The organism is Vibrio sp. 1CM23M (genome assembly GCF_023161755.1).
Lineage (GTDB): Bacteria > Pseudomonadota > Gammaproteobacteria > Enterobacterales > Vibrionaceae > Vibrio > Vibrio coralliirubri.
On record NZ_JALNTR010000006.1, the window covers coordinates 130,714 to 151,366 of the forward strand.

At 43.8% G+C, this 20,653-nt stretch carries 18 protein-coding genes and 2 tRNA genes; 12 read left to right on the forward strand and 8 right to left on the reverse strand.

The genetic code is table 11. The annotated features are described in order from the left end of the window. Window positions 1-66: 66 nt before the first annotated feature. Window positions 67-405, reverse strand: a complete 339-nt coding sequence (locus MSG35_RS17670) for a Grx4 family monothiol glutaredoxin (RefSeq protein WP_004741702.1) — start codon at window positions 403-405, stop codon at window positions 67-69. Between the two features lie 269 nt (window positions 406-674). On the opposite strand from MSG35_RS17670, the gene sodB reads away from it, so the two are divergent. The 3 genes from sodB to MSG35_RS17685 all read left to right on the forward strand — a co-directional run bounded on the left by sodB (window position 675) and on the right by MSG35_RS17685 (window position 2,972). Then, on the forward strand, window positions 675-1,259 hold the full coding sequence (gene sodB / locus MSG35_RS17675) for a superoxide dismutase [Fe] (RefSeq protein WP_248384648.1): 585 nt from the start codon (window positions 675-677) through the stop codon (window positions 1,257-1,259). Window positions 1,260-1,506: 247 nt separating this feature from the next. Continuing rightward, window positions 1,507-2,010 carry a VC2046/SO_2500 family protein gene (locus MSG35_RS17680; protein ID WP_261881426.1) on the forward strand — a complete coding sequence of 168 codons (504 nt, stop codon included), beginning with the start codon at window positions 1,507-1,509 and terminating at the stop codon, window positions 2,008-2,010. A 278-nt stretch (window positions 2,011-2,288) separates the two neighbouring features. After that, the gene (locus tag MSG35_RS17685; RefSeq protein WP_048611559.1) at window positions 2,289-2,972 is read left to right on the forward strand and encodes an SDR family oxidoreductase; all 684 of its coding nucleotides are present in this window, start codon (window positions 2,289-2,291) and stop codon (window positions 2,970-2,972) included. Between the two features lie 185 nt (window positions 2,973-3,157). On the opposite strand, the gene adhE is transcribed toward MSG35_RS17685, so the two are convergent. Continuing rightward, on the reverse strand, window positions 3,158-5,863 hold the full coding sequence (gene adhE / locus MSG35_RS17690; protein WP_017056490.1) for a bifunctional acetaldehyde-CoA/alcohol dehydrogenase: 2,706 nt from the start codon (window positions 5,861-5,863) through the stop codon (window positions 3,158-3,160). Between the two features lie 638 nt (window positions 5,864-6,501). Here adhE and MSG35_RS17695 point away from each other — a divergent pair. Further along, window positions 6,502-7,140, forward strand: coding sequence for a YchE family NAAT transporter (locus MSG35_RS17695; protein WP_004734056.1), 639 nt, complete (start codon window positions 6,502-6,504; stop codon window positions 7,138-7,140). 149 nt (window positions 7,141-7,289) lie between these two features. Further along, window positions 7,290-8,135 carry an ion transporter gene (locus tag MSG35_RS17700; protein ID WP_050620964.1) on the forward strand — a complete coding sequence of 282 codons (846 nt, stop codon included), beginning with the start codon at window positions 7,290-7,292 and terminating at the stop codon, window positions 8,133-8,135. Window positions 8,136-8,194: 59 nt separating this feature from the next. On the opposite strand, the gene MSG35_RS17705 is transcribed toward MSG35_RS17700, so the two are convergent. Then, window positions 8,195-8,716, reverse strand: coding sequence for a prepilin-type N-terminal cleavage/methylation domain-containing protein (locus MSG35_RS17705; protein WP_048615153.1), 522 nt, complete (start codon window positions 8,714-8,716; stop codon window positions 8,195-8,197). 120 nt (window positions 8,717-8,836) lie between these two features. After that, window positions 8,837-9,955 (reverse strand): aspartate-semialdehyde dehydrogenase, encoded by a 1,119-nt coding sequence (asd, locus tag MSG35_RS17710; RefSeq protein WP_248384649.1) that lies wholly within the window; start codon window positions 9,953-9,955, stop codon window positions 8,837-8,839. A gap of 500 nt (window positions 9,956-10,455) precedes the next feature. Here asd and nhaC point away from each other — a divergent pair, with 500 nt between their 5' ends. Continuing rightward, entirely contained in the window at window positions 10,456-11,892 is a 1,437-nt protein-coding gene (gene nhaC, locus MSG35_RS17715; RefSeq protein WP_248384650.1) for a Na+/H+ antiporter NhaC, read from the forward strand. Between the two features lie 111 nt (window positions 11,893-12,003). Here nhaC and MSG35_RS17720 read toward each other — a convergent pair whose 3' ends face one another. The 3 genes from MSG35_RS17720 to yejK form a co-directional block, all read right to left on the reverse strand. Continuing rightward, window positions 12,004-13,182 (reverse strand): chemotaxis protein, encoded by a 1,179-nt coding sequence (locus MSG35_RS17720; RefSeq protein WP_248384651.1) that lies wholly within the window; start codon window positions 13,180-13,182, stop codon window positions 12,004-12,006. Between the two features lie 76 nt (window positions 13,183-13,258). Beyond that, complete coding sequence (locus MSG35_RS17725; RefSeq protein ID WP_248384652.1) at window positions 13,259-14,662, reverse strand: Hpt domain-containing protein; 1,404 nt, start codon at window positions 14,660-14,662, stop codon at window positions 13,259-13,261. Between the two features lie 105 nt (window positions 14,663-14,767). Continuing rightward, window positions 14,768-15,772 carry a nucleoid-associated protein YejK gene (gene yejK, locus MSG35_RS17730; protein ID WP_017061190.1) on the reverse strand — a complete coding sequence of 335 codons (1,005 nt, stop codon included), beginning with the start codon at window positions 15,770-15,772 and terminating at the stop codon, window positions 14,768-14,770. An 84-nt stretch (window positions 15,773-15,856) separates the two neighbouring features. Between yejK and MSG35_RS17735 the strand changes: the two genes are divergently transcribed. From MSG35_RS17735 to MSG35_RS17750, 4 genes are all read left to right on the forward strand, one after another. Continuing rightward, entirely contained in the window at window positions 15,857-16,084 is a 228-nt protein-coding gene (locus MSG35_RS17735; protein WP_004734063.1) for a YejL family protein, read from the forward strand. Window positions 16,085-16,112: 28 nt separating this feature from the next. Next, window positions 16,113-17,921: a DUF3413 domain-containing protein gene (locus MSG35_RS17740; RefSeq protein ID WP_102433622.1), complete on the forward strand. Its 1,809-nt coding sequence runs from the start codon at window positions 16,113-16,115 to the stop codon at window positions 17,919-17,921. Between the two features lie 138 nt (window positions 17,922-18,059). Then, window positions 18,060-18,150, forward strand: a tRNA-Ser gene (locus tag MSG35_RS17745). A gap of 474 nt (window positions 18,151-18,624) precedes the next feature. Next, window positions 18,625-18,715 (forward strand) — tRNA-Ser (locus tag MSG35_RS17750). Window positions 18,716-18,780: 65 nt separating this feature from the next. Here MSG35_RS17750 and MSG35_RS17755 read toward each other — a convergent pair. Further along, the gene (locus tag MSG35_RS17755) at window positions 18,781-19,701 is read right to left on the reverse strand and encodes a histone deacetylase (RefSeq protein WP_248384653.1); all 921 of its coding nucleotides are present in this window, start codon (window positions 19,699-19,701) and stop codon (window positions 18,781-18,783) included. A gap of 110 nt (window positions 19,702-19,811) precedes the next feature. Between MSG35_RS17755 and MSG35_RS24065 the strand changes: the two genes are divergently transcribed. After that, window positions 19,812-19,937: a hypothetical protein gene (locus MSG35_RS24065; protein WP_282449929.1), complete on the forward strand. Its 126-nt coding sequence runs from the start codon at window positions 19,812-19,814 to the stop codon at window positions 19,935-19,937. 25 nt (window positions 19,938-19,962) lie between these two features. Then, window positions 19,963-20,649 carry an SDR family oxidoreductase gene (locus tag MSG35_RS17760; protein WP_248384654.1) on the forward strand — a complete coding sequence of 229 codons (687 nt, stop codon included), beginning with the start codon at window positions 19,963-19,965 and terminating at the stop codon, window positions 20,647-20,649. Window positions 20,650-20,653: the final 4 nt, after the last annotated feature.

Here is a 20,653-nt window from a genome sequence, read left to right on the forward strand (position 1 = left end):
AATTCAAACAAAAAAGGAGCCTGATTAAGGCCCCTCATTTTAACTATTCAGCGCAAAGGCTAGAACTTATTCAGCGTCATCGCCAGCAACTTTAGCCGCTGCTTCTTTGATGATTGGCTGAAGTTCGCCTTTTTGGAACATCTCAAGAATGATGTCACAACCACCGATTAGCTCACCTTCAACCCAAAGTTGTGGGAAAGTTGGCCATTGTGCGTAAGCAGGAAGCTCTGCACGGATATCAGGGTTTTGTAGGATATCTACATAAGCAAATTTTTCGCCACATGCCATTAGAGCTTGAGACGCTTGAGAAGAGAAACCACAGCTAGGTAGCTTAGGAGAACCTTTCATGTACAGTAGAATAGTGTTTTCTTCAATTTGCTGTTTGATTTTATCGATAGTTTCCATTGCTTCCTCGTTAATGGATTACGGCTTTTATTGGCTTTATTCTACCCCAAACTAAAAGAATAAAAACCATATAAAAAAAGCGGTTAACAAGCTAAGCTAACAATTCACACAAAAGTAATGAAATAAGCTTTTAATAAAGTAAAAACTTGCTAAACTATATCGCAAGTCAGCAAATTGACCATGGTTGGCAGTATAGCGAGCCATGAATAATAATATCACTGGAAGCAATCGAAAGAGTTAACTCTTTCATATCAATGGAGAATTGAGCAATGGCATTTGAACTACCGGCTCTTCCTTACGCGAAAGACGCGCTAGAACCACATATCTCAGCAGAAACGCTAGATTTCCACCACGGTAAGCACCACAACACTTACGTTGTTAAGCTAAACGGTCTTATCCCAGGTACTGAGTTTGAAGGCAAAACACTAGAAGAGATCGTTAAGACTTCTACTGGTGGTGTTTTCAATAACGCTGCTCAAATCTGGAACCACACGTTCTACTGGCACTGTCTTGCTCCTAAAGCAGGCGGCGAACCAACTGGCGCTGTTGCAGAAGCTATCAACGCTGCATTCGGTTCTTTCGAAGAATTCAAAGCGAAATTCACTGATTCAGCAATCAACAACTTCGGTTCTTCTTGGACTTGGTTAGTTAAGAAAGCTGACGGTTCTCTAGACATCGTTAACACTTCTAACGCTGCTACTCCTCTAACAGAAGAAGGTTTTACTCCACTTCTAACTGTCGACCTATGGGAACACGCTTACTACATCGATTTCCGCAATGTTCGCCCTGACTACATGGCTGCATTCTGGAACCTAGTAAACTGGTCTTTCGTAGAAGAGAACCTAGCTAAGTAATTATTACTTACGCTGCGCTATTTATAGCTCGTTATCTATTGAAAGCTCATGCCTCGGCGTGAGCTTTTTTGTATCTGTCGTATTCCACAAAATCTAGACATTTCGTAATAAGCTCGCCAATAGCGCTTACTTATCGCCCTATTGCTATCCTTCTTCCCTACCCTGCATAAATTCTCTATTTGCCTGTAATTAAACACTAAAGTTTGCCGACTCCATGCCGTTAAAGGTGTATCCAATGAGAGGCAGCATGCAAATACATACTTTAGACAAAGCAGGAATCATCAACGAACTGAAGTTCGGCATCGGGATCAGCCAAGCGGTTGAGCAAGGTCGCCGTGCAGATTTCGCGTTGCTGTTATCTATGTTTTCTAATGATGTCCGTGATTGCACGCCAATTGACACCATTGAAATCACAGAGACAAATGAAGATCGCCTGCGCAAACAATTTGGCGTAGCAGAACCTCAACAACTGCGTTCAAACCAATCTTCGTATGAGATTTCAGCTCAGCAATCTAATCATTTTCATCAAGCTAGCCTTGCCAGCGCCAAGCTCAGCCATTACTTAAAACCTGAAGCGCTTGCCTTCATGCCTGAAGATACGGCCGACTTACCCGAAGAGGTTTACCAAAACCTTTCTGGTCATGACCGACGCAAACTCGCAAACAAGCATTTACCTGATTTGCCACATGCCACGCTCTACAATGAGCTAACCACCGCGCAACGTCAGTATCAAATTCAAGCTCAAGTATAGCGGTCACCTACCTTTCCCTTTTTCGCCGTCTACCCACAATTATTCTTCGATCAACTCGCATAACTCAAAGCATTTACACAAATGATATGAACCACTAGCCTTAGGCAACCTAAAAACACCAGATGTCGGTTACCGCTTGAAGTTACTACAAAATGTGACCTGCCACTAAGTTTATAAAAACTTATTAATTGGCGCACCTTAGTTTGAACCAATTCACACCCATTGTATAAAATTTAACCCATCCTTATCCGACATGAACGATTTGTTTAGGTACTGGGATGGAAATAAAAAGCTCAATCATATTGGTGACATCTGCCGGCTCGCGACTAGGAGGGACGATAGCGAACCACTTTGTTAACCTTGGAGCCACCGTCATCCTTTGTGATAAAGACACGGAAGCACTTCAGGCAACGTATCTACAGTGTGCCCGCTTTTCTGACTCTGTTTACCACTACACGCTCAAAGGTAATGACAGCCAAGCGATTCTCAGCGTGTATGATTTTATTCAAACCACCTTCAACACGACGCCCGATGTGCTGGTCAATAATTGGATAAGCTCCCCAATGCCAAGTCTGATTGGCGATCAACCTGTGAGTAGCTTTATTAATGATCTCTCGTCAATGGCATCGACCCTATTCGCATTTGGGCAAATCAGTGCTGAGAGATTGCGAGAAGAAGATAAAGAAGGCGTGATCGTGAATGTGATATCTCATGATGACTTTCATGATGTGTCCGGCTTGGAGAGCGCAAACTCAATGATCACTGGTTTTACCCATAGCTGGGCGAAAGAGCTGACTCCCTTTGGTATTCGAGTCGGTGGCGTTGTTCCCGCCGTTCATAACTCCGATGGTAAGCTCAACCGATGTCACTGGGCGCAGCTGCAAGACGAACTGACCAGAACCACTGAATACATTGTCTCGAATGACTACTTCAGTGGGCGAGTTGTCGCGGCAGAGGTTTAACTCCCTATTCCAATTGAACATGACTGGCTCAGCTCATATTGAGTAACAGAGCTACTGCCTTTCAATCCGTTTACAAACGAACCAAACATAAAAAAAGCCCCAGTCTCTCGACTGGGGCTCTCATCTTTTCCCGATAGATAAGTATCGTGCTAGCGAAAACTTATCTCAAAACTAATGCTTACTTATTATGCGTTAGCTTTTTCTTTTTTAGCTTTTGGCGCTTTCGCTTCAGCTGGCTTTTGGTCTGCTTTCTTAAGGATAACTGTAGTACCTTCGAAAGTTTCGCCTTCAACGTATGGTTGGCCGAAGTAAGAAGTTGTTAGCACTTCTTTTAGCTCAGTGATTAGAGGGTAACGTGGGTTAGCACCTGTACACTGGTCATCGAACGCTTCAACAGCTAGCTCGTCTAGTTTAGCGATGAAGTCAGACTCGTTAACACCCGCAGCTTGGATAGATAGTGGGATGTCTAGGTCAACTTTAAGCTCTTCTAACCAAGTCAGTAGACGTTCAATCTTCTGAGCAGTACGGTCACCAGCTTGGCTTAGGCCTAGGTGGTCAGCAACTTCAGCGTAACGACGACGTGCTTGTGGACGGTCGTACTGAGAGAATGCAGTCTGCTTAGTTGGGTTATCGTTCGCGTTGTAACGTACAACGTTTGAGATAAGTAGTGCGTTAGCAAGACCGTGTGGTAGGTGGAACTCAGCACCAATTTTGTGAGCCATTGAGTGACACACACCTAGGAATGCGTTCGCAAATGCTACACCAGCGATAGTTGCTGCGTTGTGTACTTTCTCACGAGCGATTGGGTCAGCCGCACCATTTTTGTAGCTAGATGGTAGGTATTCTTTAAGCATCTTAAGTGCTTGAAGAGCTTGACCGTCTGAGTACTCGTTCGCTAGAACAGATACGTAAGCTTCAAGAGCGTGAGTTACTGCATCGTAACCACCGAACGCTGTTAGAGACTTAGGCATGTTCATTACTAGGTTCGCATCAACGATAGCCATGTTTGGCGTGATTTCGTAATCAGCTAGTGGGTATTTAGCACCAGTCTTGTCGTCTGTAACAACTGCGAATGGAGTAACCTCTGAACCTGTACCTGAAGTTGTAGTGATACATACAAGCTCAGCTTTTTGACCCATTTTAGGGAACTTGTAGATACGTTTACGGATGTCCATAAAGCGCATTGCTAGTTCTTCGAAGTGAGTTTCTGGGTGCTCGTACATAACCCACATGATCTTAGCAGCATCCATTGGAGAACCGCCACCTAGAGCAAGGATTACGTCAGGTTGGAAGCTCTTCATTGCTTCAGCGCCTTTCTCAACAACAGATAGCGTTGGATCCGCTTCTACGTCGAAGAAAGTTTGAACTTCGATGCCTTGTGCTTTAAGCAGGCTAACTACGTCATCTGCGTAACCGTTGTTGAATAGGAAACGGTCAGTTACTAGGAATGCGCGTTTCTTACCTTCTAGGTCGCTCATTGCGATTGGAAGGCTACCACGACGGAAGTAGATAGACTTAGGTAGTTTGTGCCACAACATGTTTTCAGCTCGCTTCGCTACAGTTTTCTTGTTGATAAGGTGCTTAGGACCTACGTTCTCAGAGATAGAGTTACCACCCCATGAACCACAACCTAGAGTTAGAGAAGGTGCAACGTTGAAGTTGTACAGGTCACCGATACCACCGTGAGTAGTCGGGATGTTGATTAGGATACGAGCAGTCTTCATCTTGTCACCGAAGTAACGGATGCGGTCTGCGTTAGTATCTTGGTTAGTGTAAAGACCAGATGTGTGACCGATACCACCGATTTCAACCATAGTTACCGCTTGAGCAACTGCGTCTTCGAAGTCGTCTGCGCGGAATAGACCTAGAGTTGGAGATAGTTTCTCGTGAGCGAATTCGTCATCGTAAGAAACTTTACCAAGACCTTCACCTACAAGTACTTTTGTATCAGCAGGAACTTTAACACCAGCCATTTCAGCGATTGCTGGAGCAGGTTGACCTACGATTTTAGCGTTTAGGTTGCCGTCGATAAGCAGAACTTTACGTACTTTATCAGCGTCAGCTTTAGATAGAACGTGAGCTTTGTGAGAAGCGAAACGCTCTTTCACTTCGTCGTATACTTCACCAACAACGATTGCAGCTTGCTCAGAAGCACATACTACGCCGTTATCGAAAGTCTTAGACATAAGGATAGATGCTACAGCACGTTTGATGTCAGCTGTTTCATCGATAACGACAGGAACGTTACCAGCACCAACACCGATAGCAGGCTTACCAGAAGAGTATGCTGCTTTAACCATGCCTGGACCACCAGTAGCAAGGATAAGTGCGATACCGTCGTGCTTCATAAGCGCGTTAGAAAGCTCTACAGATGGTTGGTCGATCCAACCGATGATGTCTCTTGGAGCACCAGCTGCAACAGCTGCGTCTAGTACTAGTTTCGCTGCGTCGTTAGTTGAGTTCTTTGCACGTGGGTGTGGCGAGAAGATGATGCCGTTACGTGTCTTAAGAGAAATTAGAGATTTGAAGATTGCTGTAGAAGTTGGGTTCGTTGTTGGAACGATACCACAGATGATACCTACAGGCTCAGCGATAGTCATTGTGCCTAGGTTGTCATCTTCTTCTAAGATGCCACATGTTTTTTCGTCTTTGTATTTGTTGTAGATAAATTCAGATGCAAAGTGGTTTTTGATAACCTTATCTTCAACAATACCCATTCCAGATTCAGCAACTGCTTGTTGAGCAAGTGGAATACGAGCGTGGTTAGCAGCAAGAGAAGCTGCGCGGAAGATTGCGTCTACTTTCTCTTGAGAGAATGTTGCAAACTCTTCTTGTGCTGCTTTAACGCGAGCTACTAGAGCATCAAGTTCCGCTAAGTTAGTTACAGGCATGGTGGATCTCCTAAAATAATAAATATTAAAAACTTTTTATTAAATTCGCTGCTTGCCTTTAACCTTAAACATCAGCGTTCTTAGTAAATTGCTTTCAGGGCTGAGTATATTATTTCACAGTGTGAAAAAAATTGACCCAGATCAGTTACCCAAAAAGAATTAACCAGAAAGTAGTAAGGCAATCGCAAAAATGAACCTAAGAGCATGATTTATATAGATTAAACTCACACTTTTCGTTCGCGCAAAAAACAAGCAAACAGACAATTTTTTTCTACATAGCGTAATAAACTGTAAAAAAGTTTCATTTTTAGTCCGTTAAATTACATGTATACAGCTATATTCGTGCTACTGAGAGTATATCCATACCGTTGCACGGGCTAGATTCTGACATAATTTTTATTAATTTCGTGCGTGGGTTAACAGTTACTCAATAAGAAGTTACAAAATTAAACACTACCGACTAGCTTGCAACAAGCCTAAAACAAAAGTGAGATTCAATTAGTTTTTCTAAAAAGAATTACCCGTTTCAAGTTAGTTTTTTTCATTCGTGAAAATGTAGTTTGTCCCTTACATTACGCGCCTAGACTATTCACAGATCAACCCTTCACCTTAAAGTACGCTAACTGGAGATCACTCTCATGCAAGGCTTAGAACTCGCAATCTTTATGCAATTCTTCCTTGGGCTTGTTGCTGCCGTAAACCCAATCGGCATCATGCCTGTTTTTGTTTCTCTTACTGCTCATATGCCGCCAGAAGAGAGGAACAGGACAGCCTTACAAGCAAACATTGCTGTTGCCGTGATCTTGATTGTGTCGCTTGTTGCGGGGCAAATGTTGCTTGATATGTTCAGCATTTCGCTAGACTCATTTCGTGTGGCAGGTGGTTTGCTATTGCTGAGCATCGCGTTCTCGATGATGAGCGGTAAACTCGGTGAAGATAAGCAGAACAAACAAGAGAAATCTGAATACATCAGCAAAGAGCAGATCGGCGTTGTTCCACTGGCTATGCCGCTAATGGCAGGCCCAGGTGCAATCAGCTCGACGATTGTTTACGGGTCTCGCTACCCTGCAGCTATTGATACGGTCGGCATCGGCATTAGCATCATCGCATTCGCAACGTGCTCTTGGCTTTTGTTCCGTTCAGCGCCAGTTATCGTTCGCTTTTTAGGTCAAACGGGTATCAACGTGATCACTCGTATCATGGGCCTGATTCTTGGCGCATTGGGCATCGAGTTCATCGCCAATGGCCTACGTAATCTGTTCCCAGGTTTGGCATAACGTTTAACGACATTTCGGTTGCTCTATAAAGGGCAACAATATTGATATATAGATGAGGCGAGTAAAGCAATTGGGCTTTCACTCGCCTCGTTATTATGAAGCTTGTATAATGACTGTTAATGCATTTAACAGAAGACGAACCTCTCCTTATGTCACGCAAGCCACTCAAGCATCATTTGTACGTCATTATCTTTGGTACTCACACGCCAGCCGGACGTGCATTTGATATATCTCTGATCGTTGCAATCTTGGCTTCGCTTTTGGTTCTGATCTTAGAATCCATCCCTAATGTGATGACCGAATGGTCACAACAGCTGCGTTATATCGAATACACCTTTACTGCACTCTTCACTCTTGAGTATTTGTTAAGGCTCTATTGCTCTCCAAAACCAAAATCTTACGCCACCAGCTTTTATGGTGTCGTTGACCTATTGGCGATTCTTCCGACCTACCTAGCGATCATCTTCCCAGGCGCTTCATTTATGGGTGTGGTGAGACTGCTGCGTGTGATGCGTATCTTCCGAATCCTAAAGCTGGTTCGCTACCTGCAGGATTCCAATATTCTGTTGCGCTCACTATTAATGGCACGACGAAAGATACTGATCTTCTTTAGCACCGTCGGCATCTTGGTGGTTATCTTTGGCGCACTGATCTTTGTTATTGAAGGTCCTGACAATGGCTTCACCAGTATTCCTCACAGTATCTACTGGGCCATCGTGACTATCACTACGGTAGGTTATGGCGACATGGTGCCGCAGACCGCGCTTGGTAAAGCCATAGCCTCACTGACCATGTTATTGGGTTACTCTATCTTAGCGGTGCCAACCGGGATCATTACTGCAGAACTCAGTAATGAGATGAACTCGCACAAAGAATTGGTTAAGTGCCCCAACTGTAACCGAGCGGGTCATGATTCGGACGCTATATATTGCAAACATTGTGCTAGCGAATTGGCTGATCCAGACAAGCGAGTCGTCACCGACGAGACCGAATAAAAACCAAAAAAAAAGAGCTCCTAAGAGCTCTTTTTTTCTTAACTATCCAACTAAAGCAACTAACAGCCATCTGTGAAAACTTCCACTTGGTAATCATCATTTGCTTCCATTGCAGCCGTGTATTTCACATAGCATTGGGTCTTCTCGATAGCGGTATTGAAGTCATTAGGAAGAACGTCTGACAAATATTCCGATCGGGTAATCAGCCATAGGTCTGGGTCGCTCACTGGGCCATTATTATGCGCTGCCCATGTCCATTCAGTCGTCAGGTCATGAAACCCTGAATCAATCGCCAAAAAGTTTTCCATTCCCCCTTTTTCTACCGCGGGGTAACCAAACTTCACTCGCCCATACTCAGGAATCAAATATGATTCTTGGTCTTCCATACCTTCCACGGCGGCTTTTTCAAACGCCAAATCAGCCGCAGTATGGACAGATGCTCCCAATCCTTCCATAACCGAAGCCCTAGCATCATGTTGTATGTTTAAAAACCTAGGTGCTGCAACAACCGCTAAAACACCAATAATGACGATAACAACAATCAATTCGATAAGAGTAAAACCTTTAAGGTTTGCTTTCATTTTCTAGCTCCAACTTTAAGACGCACGAAAGGTAAGGTTTTAAAGTCAGGCTTCTGTCATCAGAAACAAAAAAAGCGCCCTAAGGCGCTTCTTCGTTAATTATTCTCAAAAATGAGGCAGTTACGCTTTCTCAGCAAGGATAATGCGCAGAGTACGACGTAGTGGTTCTGCAGCACCCCAAAGCAGTTGGTCACCAACAGTGAAGGCGTTTAGGAAGTCGTTACCCATCGACATCTTACGCAGACGACCGACTGGTACAGACATTGTGCCTGTTACTTTCGCTGGTGTTAGTTCCTGTGCCGTGATGTCGCGGTCGTTAGGAATCACTTTAACCCAATCATTGTGCGTTGCGATGATCTCTTCGATCTCGTCCATTGGCACGTCTTGCTTAAGCTTGATCGTTAGTGCTTGAGCGTGACAACGCATTGCACCGATTCGTACACAAGTACCATCGATAGGGGTTGGTTGACCATCTAGACCAAGAATCTTGTTTGCTTCAACACCCGCTTTCCACTCTTCTTTGCTCTGACCGTTTTCACGCTTCACATCGATCCAAGGAATCAGTGAGCCCGCAAGCGGAGCACCAAATTGGTCGGTTGGGAATGAAGATGAACGAATCGTATCAGCCACTTTCTTATCGATATCAAGAATTGAACTTGAAGGGTTCGCTAACTCAGAACTTACGCTGTCGTTGATCACACCCATTTGTGAGATCAGCTCACGCATGTTCTTAGCACCCGCACCAGAAGCTGCTTGGTAAGTCATGGCACTCATCCACTCAACCATGCCTTTCTCGTACAGACCACCTAGAGCCATAAGCATTAAGCTCACAGTACAGTTACCGCCAACGAATGTGTTAGTGCCGCTGTGAATGCCTTGCTGGATTTGAGCCAAGTTAACAGGATCAAGAGTGATAATTGAATCAGCATCCATACGCAGAGTAGAAGCTGCATCAATCCAGTAACCTTTCCAACCTGCTTGACGCAGTGCTGGGTATACTTTTGATGTGTAATCGCCGCCTTGACAGGTAATCACAGCATCAAGCTGTTTTAGGCTATCAATATCAAAAGCGTCTTGAAGTAGACCCGCATCTTTACCACCTAGAACAGGGGCAGGAATACCAATCTGAGATGTGCTGTAATAAACAGGCTCAATCAAGTCGAAGTCTTTCTCTTCAACCATACGTTGCATCAGTACAGAACCAACCATACCGCGCCAACCAACTAGACCTACTCTCATCGCTCACTCTCCATGTATAAATTAAAAATTGCTCTCCCCCATCTATAAGTTTTTCAGAAACAGAACTCAAGTGCTTTTTGTCAAAAAGTGTAACTTTTTCGTTTCTTTTAAGTGAACGTAATGAATCGTGCAGTTATCTCTGTATCGACATTCCATCTCCACCTCATTGATTAAGCGCTCATTATCGTCAGATTCAAACATTTACATCGCCAAAATCGCTTCAATCGACGCTCATCACAAACAGTAAATCCCTCTTTTAAACCAAGGTTAATCAGAGTTTTATTTTACAAAACGAAAACAACGCGCGACAGATTTCAACATGTAACAATCATGAATGTAACAAAAATTTAGATTATGAAACCACAATTGATTGAGTTAACAGTCAAATATCACAACTTGGACGTATTTTTTCGATATAATAAACTAATTACTGTAGTGTCCGTTTTGCACCACACACTATAACGAAGCACTATAAATGCTCGAAATCACAAGAGGCTTTTATGAAGCAGAGTAAAACTCGCCTACCGAACCTATTGCAGGTATTCATCGCGTTAGGACTATTTCTATCCCTTGCTTTTTCCTTTACTGCAAAGCTTGACCTTCCAATTCAACTTGCCTTGTATATTGGCTGGTTCATTATCATGGTTCTTGGTATTCGTCTTGGACACCAATACAAAGACTTAGAAAAAGCAGCGCTCAAAGGAATATCCAATGGCTTAGGCGCGGTTTTAATACTTTTAGCCGTTGGCGCTCTTGTTGGTACTTGGATCTCAGGCGGGATCGTACCTACTATCATTTACTATGGTCTGAAAGCTATCCACCCTTCTATCTTCCTTTTAGCGACCATGATCATCTGTTCTCTAACTGCATTGGCGACCGGTACTTCTTGGGGTGCTGCGGGTACAGCAGGTATCGCGATGATGGGTATCGGCCAAGGTCTAGGTGTTCCAGCACCGATTACTGCAGGTGCCGTGCTGTCAGGTTGTTACTTCGGTGACAAGATGTCTCCGCTTTCTGATTCAGTGATTCTGGCTTCTTCAATGTCTGGTGTTGAAGTAGTTGAACACATCAAGGGCATGTTGCCAGTTGCGTTAATCAGCTACGTAATTACCGGTATCATGTTCACTGCGTTTGGTTTCCACTACGCGGGCAACGTTGATATGAGCCAAGTAGACTCTGTAATCAAAGCGATGGAAGTTCAGTTCTACATCACGCCTTACTCATTCGTTCCAGTACTTATCGTACTTGGTCTGTTGGCTTTCCGTATGCCTTCGTTCCCGGTCATCAGCTTTGGTTCTCTGCTGGGTATTATCTGGGCAGTCATGATCCAAGATATCGACTTCCTAACGGCATTCAACACTGCTTGGGCACCGTTCTCAATCTCATCTGGCGTCGAGTTTATTGATTCGATTCTTAACCGTGGCGGCATGTCTTCAATGCTAGGTTCAGTTGCGGTTATCGTATTTGGTCTAGGTTTCGGTGGCTTACTGGATAAAGTGGGCGTACTAGAGACAATCGCTAAGGTGTTTGAGCGCCGCGTAAACAGCGCAGGCTCACTAGCGACTAGCACAATTGGTACGGCCTTCATGGGTAACGTGTTCGGTTCTGCAATGTACGTATCGTTAATCCTTACACCAAAAATCTGTGCAAAAAACTACGACCGTTTAGGCTACAAGCGTAAGAACCTATCTCGTAATGCTGAGTTTGGTGGCACGTTAACGTCGGGTATGGTTCCGTGGAGTGATAACGGTATCTACATGGCGAGCATTCTTGGTGTTGCGACGCTGTCTTACGCACCCTTCATGTGGTTAAGCTTCATCTGTATCATCGTGACCATCGTAACGTCTTACATGGGTTGGTTCGTTGATAAATGTGAACCAACAGCACCTGCGTTTGAAGCTGAAGAAGCGACCAAGTTAAACAAGCAACAAGCTTAAGTTTAGGAGCTAACGCTTTCGAACTAACTCAAAACGTTAATGGATAAATGCAAAAAGAGCGCCCTAGAGCGCTCTTTTTTGATCTGCTGATTTACTTATTTATCTATTTGTCTATTTATTGGCGGTTCGTTTACCCAACCAGTAACCGATGCCTAACGGTGCAAAGAACACTACTAAGATAAACAGGATGAAGTAGATAATCACACCTTTGATTAACTCCATCAGTTTATCAATCGCCAGTACCACCACCTCTTGAGAGACGCGATCAAGGTCTTGCGTGAACAGTTCTCTTTCTGAAGTCACAATGCCGGCAATCTCAATGCGCTCTTTGGCAATCATCTCTACTAGAGCTTCTCTCTCACGTGTCACCATTTTTTCTAATGCCACACGCTCTTCAGTGAGCATTGCTAATTTTTGGTCTGTCTTGTCGCTAAGATCGTTGAGTAGAGGCTGCATTTCTGTCGACATAATAGAAGCCAGTGTTTGCATGTACTCCGGGTTGTTCTCAATGAAGTCTTGCATGCTTGCTGATGTTTGACGAAGGCTTTCCAGCGTCATCGATAGGTCTTCACCCGTTAGTGAGCTATTTAATGCAACCAGCTCCGCCTTCCACGACATCAGTTTCGGTGTCTGGTCAGCCATAAGGCTTAAACGATCAGATGCGTCACTCATGGCTTCTGGCATGGTGCCTAAGCTCTGAACGATTTGCGATTCGTCTTTACCAAGGTAACTTAGCCATTCACGGTAAGCTGGTGTGCTTCTGAATGTGAGGTCTTTAAATGGGTGGCTAGCAGCAAACTGAACAACGAACGCTTTGCTGCTTTTGAAATCACTCGAGCTCAATACACCCTTTGCCAGTTTCTCGGCTTCTTGGTCAAGAAAACGAGCAGTCTCTACCGCATCATCAGTCGCGAACAGATCCGCGCCATCGTCTTGGCGATAAAACTGATTCATTTGGGCAGTGAACACCCACGAGTCGATTAAGGCAGACATTGGGGAAGTTTGATAAGCCGCTTGCTGTAAGCCCTGCTCCGCATGGATCTTCCAAAGCAAGACGTAAGATTGATGTAAGGTGTCATCAGCAGGATAAGATTGAGCAATGAGATCGGCTGAGTCTTCTACTCGCATAAAAAACATCTTGGCGTATTCACGCGTCATGATTCGAGCATTTAACTCTTGTTGAGTGAGAGGCGTCGTTTGACTATCTAACTTAACTTCTAAGAGAGAACAACCACTTAGCACAATGCTAAGCACCAACACCATCCAACTTCGACTCGAAACTCGTAACATATCAACCTCTGACAAAGACTAAGGGCGCGGATTGTATGAGCGCTTCGTCAGAGTATTGTCAAAAACCCTGTAAAAGTTAACGCTGACTGTCTAAATATTCATGAGCAGAATCCACAGAGGCTTTTATGGCCTGCTCTAGTTCAGCTAAATCATGTTCACTGATCGCTCTAGACTGCTTCATTGTCATTTCAATACTTGCGGCAATGATGGCTAACCGAGACGCTTTAATACTGCCAGCCACACCTTTTAAGCTATGCACAATGCGAGCGGCGGAGGTTTCATCTTTGGTCAACAAAGACTTAAACTTCTCGTAGTCTCCTGCGTGATCTTGTACAAACACACCAAGCAAGAGTTCGACAGATTCAGCATCACCGTCGAGCGTTTCTAACATGTCTTCGATATCAATCGCAGGCTTAGAATCTGTGACACTGGCAACGTGTTTCTCTGCTACTGGTACCTGCTCAGAGGCTTGCTGAAAAGAGTCTTGCTGCACAATTGGTTGGCTTGTAACGTTAACGCTATGCATAGGTTGAGAGGCGGAATACTGGCTCGTTGACTTGTTTTCGGATACATAAGCGTCGCTATCTGCTTGTTTCACTGCTGAGGAAACAACATCGCTAGAAGAAGCGTCCTCCTTACTTGAATTAATTTCTAGTTCCGAGCTGAATTCTTGGTCTGCTTCTTTCATCGTTTTTGTGGACCTAACGCCCCAAAACACTATCCCGCTCATCGCCACCAAGCTTAAGCCTAGCATCACCAACAATAGGTTGAATTGACGATCATGGAACTCAGCTTCGAGTTTTATGATCTGCTCATTCACAGAGTTTTTCTTAATTTTATCAACCAAATAGTTAAGTTGAGCATAATCACTCAACAATGCTGACGCATCAGCCAGTAACTGCTGGAGTGCATCTTGCTCTTCGGTTTCTAGAGAATAAGATTTGTCCAAAATGGAATCAAAGGCGCGATAAGTCGCTGACGAACTTTGATTGTCAGAATACATGGCTTCAAATACCACAACACCGAATTCGTTGAGGAGTGGTTTGAGCTTAGGGGAAAGCTCTTTATCAGCACGCAAGATCTTAATGTTATCAACGATGTCTTGAACTTGGCTTTCTATTGGAATGAACTCATCGAACTTTTCTAGGAACTGATCAGCTACGTACAACAGTTGGTTCACATCGGGTCGAAACAAGGCGTGTTGGAAATCAGATTCAATCTGCAGTCGGATCGAATAAACCAACTGAGCATCGAGTGCCAGATCATTGATACGAGAGACTCGAAGTGGTTCTGAGAAATAAAGCGATTGCCTCAACTCGTTGACTCGAATACCGAGCTCTTCGATTTGAGCAAGAGAATTGGTGTAGGAACGGCTTAGATTAAGAAGAGCCAATGAAGGAAGTAACCACAGAGCCAAGAGCACAACCAAAAAGGTGGCTGGTTTTTTAAAGCGTTTGGGCTTTGCTACTGATTGTTCCATCTATATTCCTTGTGCGTGTTAACTTGAAGCCATGACCGTAGCTAAAAGATTAAGCACAAAACAAGCGACAACGTCCTGCTGCCGCTTTTATCCGTTAACTTCGGACTATGACTTATTACGAGTCAGTTGGTCACGTAAGTTCGGTGGAGTGCCTTTAATCGTTAGCGTGTCTGTCTCCGGATCGTAAAAGATACGTTCGCCTAGAAGCAGACTATCAAAACTAACATTCAAACCGCCACCAGCACCAACAAATTTTGTTAGTTTACGCATAGTTGCGCGATCGGCTGGGAAGCTGTCTTCTAACTCGTAGCCTTGCTCACTAGTATAGTCAAAGAAGCTTGTGCCATCTGTGCTTGCTGGCAACTCACCAGAAAGTTCACGAACTTGCACTTCATCGCCCGCTTTAAGCTGCTCGTTACAGTAATCCGCAACCTGTTTTTTGTAGCTGATCGCTTCTTCTTTCTCTAATTTAGAGTCAGAAACGAAGTCTTCTACCGCTTGCATCAGTACTTGGTTCTGCTGTTTCGCATCCAAACCAACTTCAGCTTGTAAGAAATCTAAGAAGAAATCCGCGACTTTACGGCCAACACGTCCTTTAATATAAGTTAAGTAACGGTTTGACTCTTTATCAGTCTCATAAGTTGAAAGGTCTAGGCGAGCCGCGATATCCATTTTTGAGATATCAAGGTAGTCAGTCGCACTAATATCAAGCCCTTCAGTTACCTTTAGGCTTTGGTTTGAAGGCAATAAACCAATGAAAAGGTAATCTGTTGCAAGTGACTGATATTCAGCCATTACCAAGATACCTTCGTCAGCGAATGGGTACTTTGATAGTTCGTCTTTTAGACGTTGCGCACTCTTTTGAGAAAAATCGTAAAAGTTTGTCTCACCAGCACGAAGTTGATGCAACCACTGCTGGAATTCGCTGTCAGATTTGAAAGAACCAAATCCTTTGCCTGCTTTTGAATTAAAAACACGGTGAAGTTCAGCAACTAGGCTTTCAGATGAAGCATCGTTTTCTAGAGATTCAGCACGATAGTTAACAATCAGCTCATCCTGATCGTTCTTGCTCAGCTGGTGTAAAATTACGTTGGAAAGGTGAAGGCTCATAGTGAAAATATTACCGTTCAGGTTTCAGTTGTCGTGCATAGTAGGTTATCATAAGCCGCTTTTACTATCATTATTAGAGTCCTTATGCCGATTATATCTAAATACACAGATGATCAAGTTGAAAAAATCCTAGCTGAAGTAGGTGCTGTACTAACTAAGCACAAAGCTTCGCCAGAACTTTCACTGATGATCGCTGGAAATATCGCAACCAATGTCTTAAATCAGAATGTTGCTGCTTCACAACGCAAAGGAATTGCTGAAAAATTTGCCGAGGCTTTAATTTCTTCTCTTGAAGATAAAAAGTCTCACTAAATTTGATTGACGGATAAAAGAATTATAAATGGTAGACAGCGCAAACTCATATAGCGATCGTGTATCTCGACTGGTTGGTTGGGGTCACTGGTTTGCATTTTTCAACATCATTGCTGCGATGTTGATTGGTACTCGTTATATTACTCAATCTGCTTGGCCAGAAACCTTGCTAGGCCAATTCTATTTGGCTGCATCGTGGGTTGGTCATTTTGGCTTTTTAGTGTTCGCGCTCTATCTATTAGTGCTGTTCCCGCTCACTTTTATTCTTCCGTCGAGGAAGTTATTACGTTTGGTTGCGGTTTGTTTTGCGACCATAGGTTTAACTGTCCTACTGATTGATACCCAAACGTATCAAAATATAAACCTCCACCTGACACCTGTCGTGTGGGAGGTTTTATTCAGTGGAGAGGAATCTGCATTCACGTCTGATTTGCAGCACCTCTTCATTGTTATGCCATTTATCTTCTTATTACAGCTTGGTCTGTCTGAATGGGTTTGGCGTAAGCAGCGTAAACTATCTCATAAACACATTGGCCGTCCAATTACTGCCGTCTTCTTCTTGTGTTTCATCAGCAGCCACTTGACCTACATGTGGGCTGATGCGTATTTCTATAACCCAATTACTAGCCAGAAAGCGAACTTCCCACTGTCTTACCCAATGACAGCGAAAAGCTTTATGGAAAAACATGGCCTATTAGATCGTGAAGAGTACCTTGAGCGTTTAGAAGCGAACAAAGAGAACGTAAACCTAGTTAGCTATCCGCTAGAAAAAATTCAATACAACCGCCGCAGTGATGATCTTAATATCCTGATGGTGAGTGTGAACAACCTTCGCGCTGACGCACTAAATGCGACAGCGATGCCAAACAGCTATGCTTACGCACAACAGTCGATCAACTTCACCAACCACTACAGTTCAAGTAACGATATGTTTGGTATTTTCGGCTTGTTCTACGGCCTGCCGAGCAGCTACGCAAGCAGCATCGAAGCTCAAGGGTCAAGCGCAGTACTGTTGGATGTATTAGATAATCACGATTATAAGTTTGCTGCTTTCAGCGGCGACAACTTTAGCGATACACTTTACTCGGATATTATCTTCCGAGGCCGTGATGTTATGCCACAGCAAGCAACTTATGATGACCAGAGTGCAATCAAAGCTTGGTCTGATTGGATTCAATCACCACAAGCTAAACGCCCTTGGTTTAACTTTATTGAACTGACTACACTGGATAACTTCGCCAGCTACGATTCAAGTTCAGAGTCGGACTCAACGTTAACAACAGCAGAACGTTTTGCTGCAGATTATCAAAAGTCAGCAACAGCGGCCGATGCTCAGTTAGCAACTATCTACGCTGAACTGGAACGCTTAGAGCTCGCCGACAACACAGTAGTTATCATTACCTCTAACCACGGTACTGAGTTTAACGAAACCAAAACCAACAGCTGGGGTGCAAACTCCAACTACAGTCGTTATCAGTTACAAGTACCGCTGTTTATCAGCTGGCCAGGTAAGTCTGCTTCTGAATACACGCACCGTTCTAGTCATCTAGACGTATCAGTAACACTGATGCAAGAGCTATTGGGCGTATCTTCGAACCCAACGGACTTCAGTAGTGGTCGCAGCCTGTTTAATGAGCGTAAGAGAAAGTGGATCCTAGCGGGCGACTCTCGTGAACTTGCTCTTGTTACTGACCAGCAAACAACGGTGTTAGATAAATTCGGTAACTACAAATTGTACGACCAGAATTACAAGCGCCTGAAAAACGTAAGCCCTCGCTTACCTGTGTTGATGCAAGGCCTGACTGAGCTACAGCGTTTCTACACAAAAAATGACTAAATAATCAGCAAACAGAAAAGGGAAGCCAATGGCTTCCCTTTTTTATTGCCGTGAATGATTAGAAAACAAGCAACAAAACAAAATTATGAAAATTAAGGGTTTACAAGATCCTCCGCCCCTTATATTATTCACGCCACTGGAGGGATGGCTGAGTGGTCGAAAGCACCGGTCTTGAAAACCGGCAACCGTTAATAGCGGTTCTAGGGTTCAAATCCCTATCCCTCCACCACATTAAAGAAAGCCGCTGAGAAATCAGCGGCTTTTTTGCATCTGAAGCTTTTTAAAATATAAAGCTCACCTAACAAAACTCTCTACAGTCCCAGTTTCAAACTCATTCACTTTATACCTAGTTTTAAATTCCGAGCTCAGAGTTCTAAGCTAAAAGTTCCTAGTTAAGAATTCCTAGTTAAAAGCTCTTAGTTAAAAGTCCCTAGCTGAAAGTTCTTATGCCTAAGCCACTCCCCTCATAACTTTGCCTGCGAACCAATTAGATACTTTCTTTTTTAATGACACTGAAACACTTCACGTATAACAAAAGTTGGGAATACTTGGCTTATTGAATATTAGATTTTGTCGGCTTCTTAATAAACCGAACAATAAACAATCATTCAGAACAAAAACACCGAAAAGCGTTCATAAAAAAAGCAGTCAGTTAATAAGGGTATTTACAAGCGAAAGCCACCCTTATATTATACGCGCCATTGGAGGGATGGCTGAGTGGTCGAAAGCACCGGTCTTGAAAACCGGCAACCGTTAATAGCGGTTCTAGGGTTCAAATCCCTATCCCTCCACCACATTAAAGAAAGCCGCTGAGAAATCAGCGGCTTTTTTGTATCTGGAGAAAACCTAGTTCAACAGGTCAACTATTCACGGCTAGTGCCGCTTTCAATAACTGCATGTGAATAGGAACCAGATCTTGATGCTGTGTTCGATAGCCACCACCAACAACACACGCCATCGGAATGGAGTCTGATTTCGCTAAGCTAATCATCAAGCAGTCGCGCTCAAATATCCCTTGTGTCGAGACATTCAAATAACCCAGTTCATCGTCTTGATGGATATCGATCCCCGCATCATAAATAATCAGATCAGGTTGATGGTGAGCAATCGCTAACTTAGTGACTTGTTCGAAACACCTTAGAAACTCTTCATCTTCCGTTTCACGACTTAACGGCACATCTAAATCAGACAACGGTTTTCGTGCAGGGAAGTTTTTATCGCAGTGGAACGACAGAGTAATGATGTCGTCGTTCTCTTGGCAAAGAGTTGCTGTGCCATCACCATGATGAACGTCGCTATCAACGATCAGCACTTTATCGATATGTTCAAAGGTCAGCGCGTGTTTTGCCGCTAAAACCAAATCGTTCAACAAACAAAAGCCACTGCCAAAATCATGATGCGCATGATGATAACCACCACTCAAATGAATAGCTAAACCACTCTCTATTGCCATTTCAGCGGCCAAGCAGGTTCCACCACTTGAGTAGAGTGTTCTCTCAATAAGTTGCTCGCTCCACGGGAAACCGATGCGTCTCATTTTAGCCGCAGGTAAATTACCAGACACGAGCAAATCGACATATTCGCTATCGTGAACCTGTTTTACCTGTTCAACCGAAACCGGCGTTGGTTGGCACACTTCAAACTTGCTCTTCCATCGAGGTTCACTATCCATCAGCGCCTCAACAGCACTATGCAACAACTGATATTTGTTGATTGGGTAGCGATGACCTTCTGGTAAAGGTAACTGTGAATAGATTGGGTGGTAAATTAAAGGAATCATAATCAGGTTAATTGCGTATCTTTCTCAAAATCATAACAGTCTCAGCCTAGGCGACAACCTTAATTAATGATAATAGTTATCATTAACTTAATTTTCAAAAAGAGACACCAATGAAAAACCTAATACTCATCTTTGGGGTGATCTGCGGCTCAATGGCAGCAGTAATGATTTTTGTAGGAATGCTAATGGTCACTTGGTGGAGCGTTGATTTTCTCGTGTTAAGCCATCAAACTTAACTAGTTGAACTGAAAAGGAATCACCATGAGCGTTATTTTTATTACTGGAGCGAACCGCGGCATTGGCTTAAGCCTGACTCAACAATACCTGGAAGGTAACCACAAGGTGTACGCGACTTATCGTGATGACAATTCAGCAAAAGAATTGCTCTCACTCGCAGGCCACAACACTAACCTGACCTGTATTCAATTAGAGATAACCGATTACCAAGCAGTAAGCCAACTCCCTTCGCAAATAGAGTCGATTGATATCTTGATCAACAACGCTGGCTACTATGGACCAAAAGGCTATGGGCTGGGTAATACCGATGTTGAAGAGTGGCGTCGTGTATTCGAAGTCAACACCATCGCTCCACTAAAGCTTGTCGAAACACTATTGCCGCTACTAGAAGACAGCCATATCAAAAAGGTCGCTTGTCTATCCTCTAGAGTCGGCAGCATGACCGAAAACACCTCAGGCGGCGGTTATATCTATCGCTCCTCTAAAGCCGCTCTAAACTCCGTGGTGAAGAGCCTAAGCAACGACTTAACCGAGAATGGCTTTACGGTGTTAGCACTGCATCCAGGTTGGGTACAGAGCGAAATGGGCGGCCCTAATGCCCTGATCGACACCGACACTTCAGCTTCTGGCCTGATTGAAGTCATCGAGTCCGCGAATACTGAAGTAAGTGGTCACTTCTTCAATTTCGATGGCAGCGAAATAGACTGGTAACCCG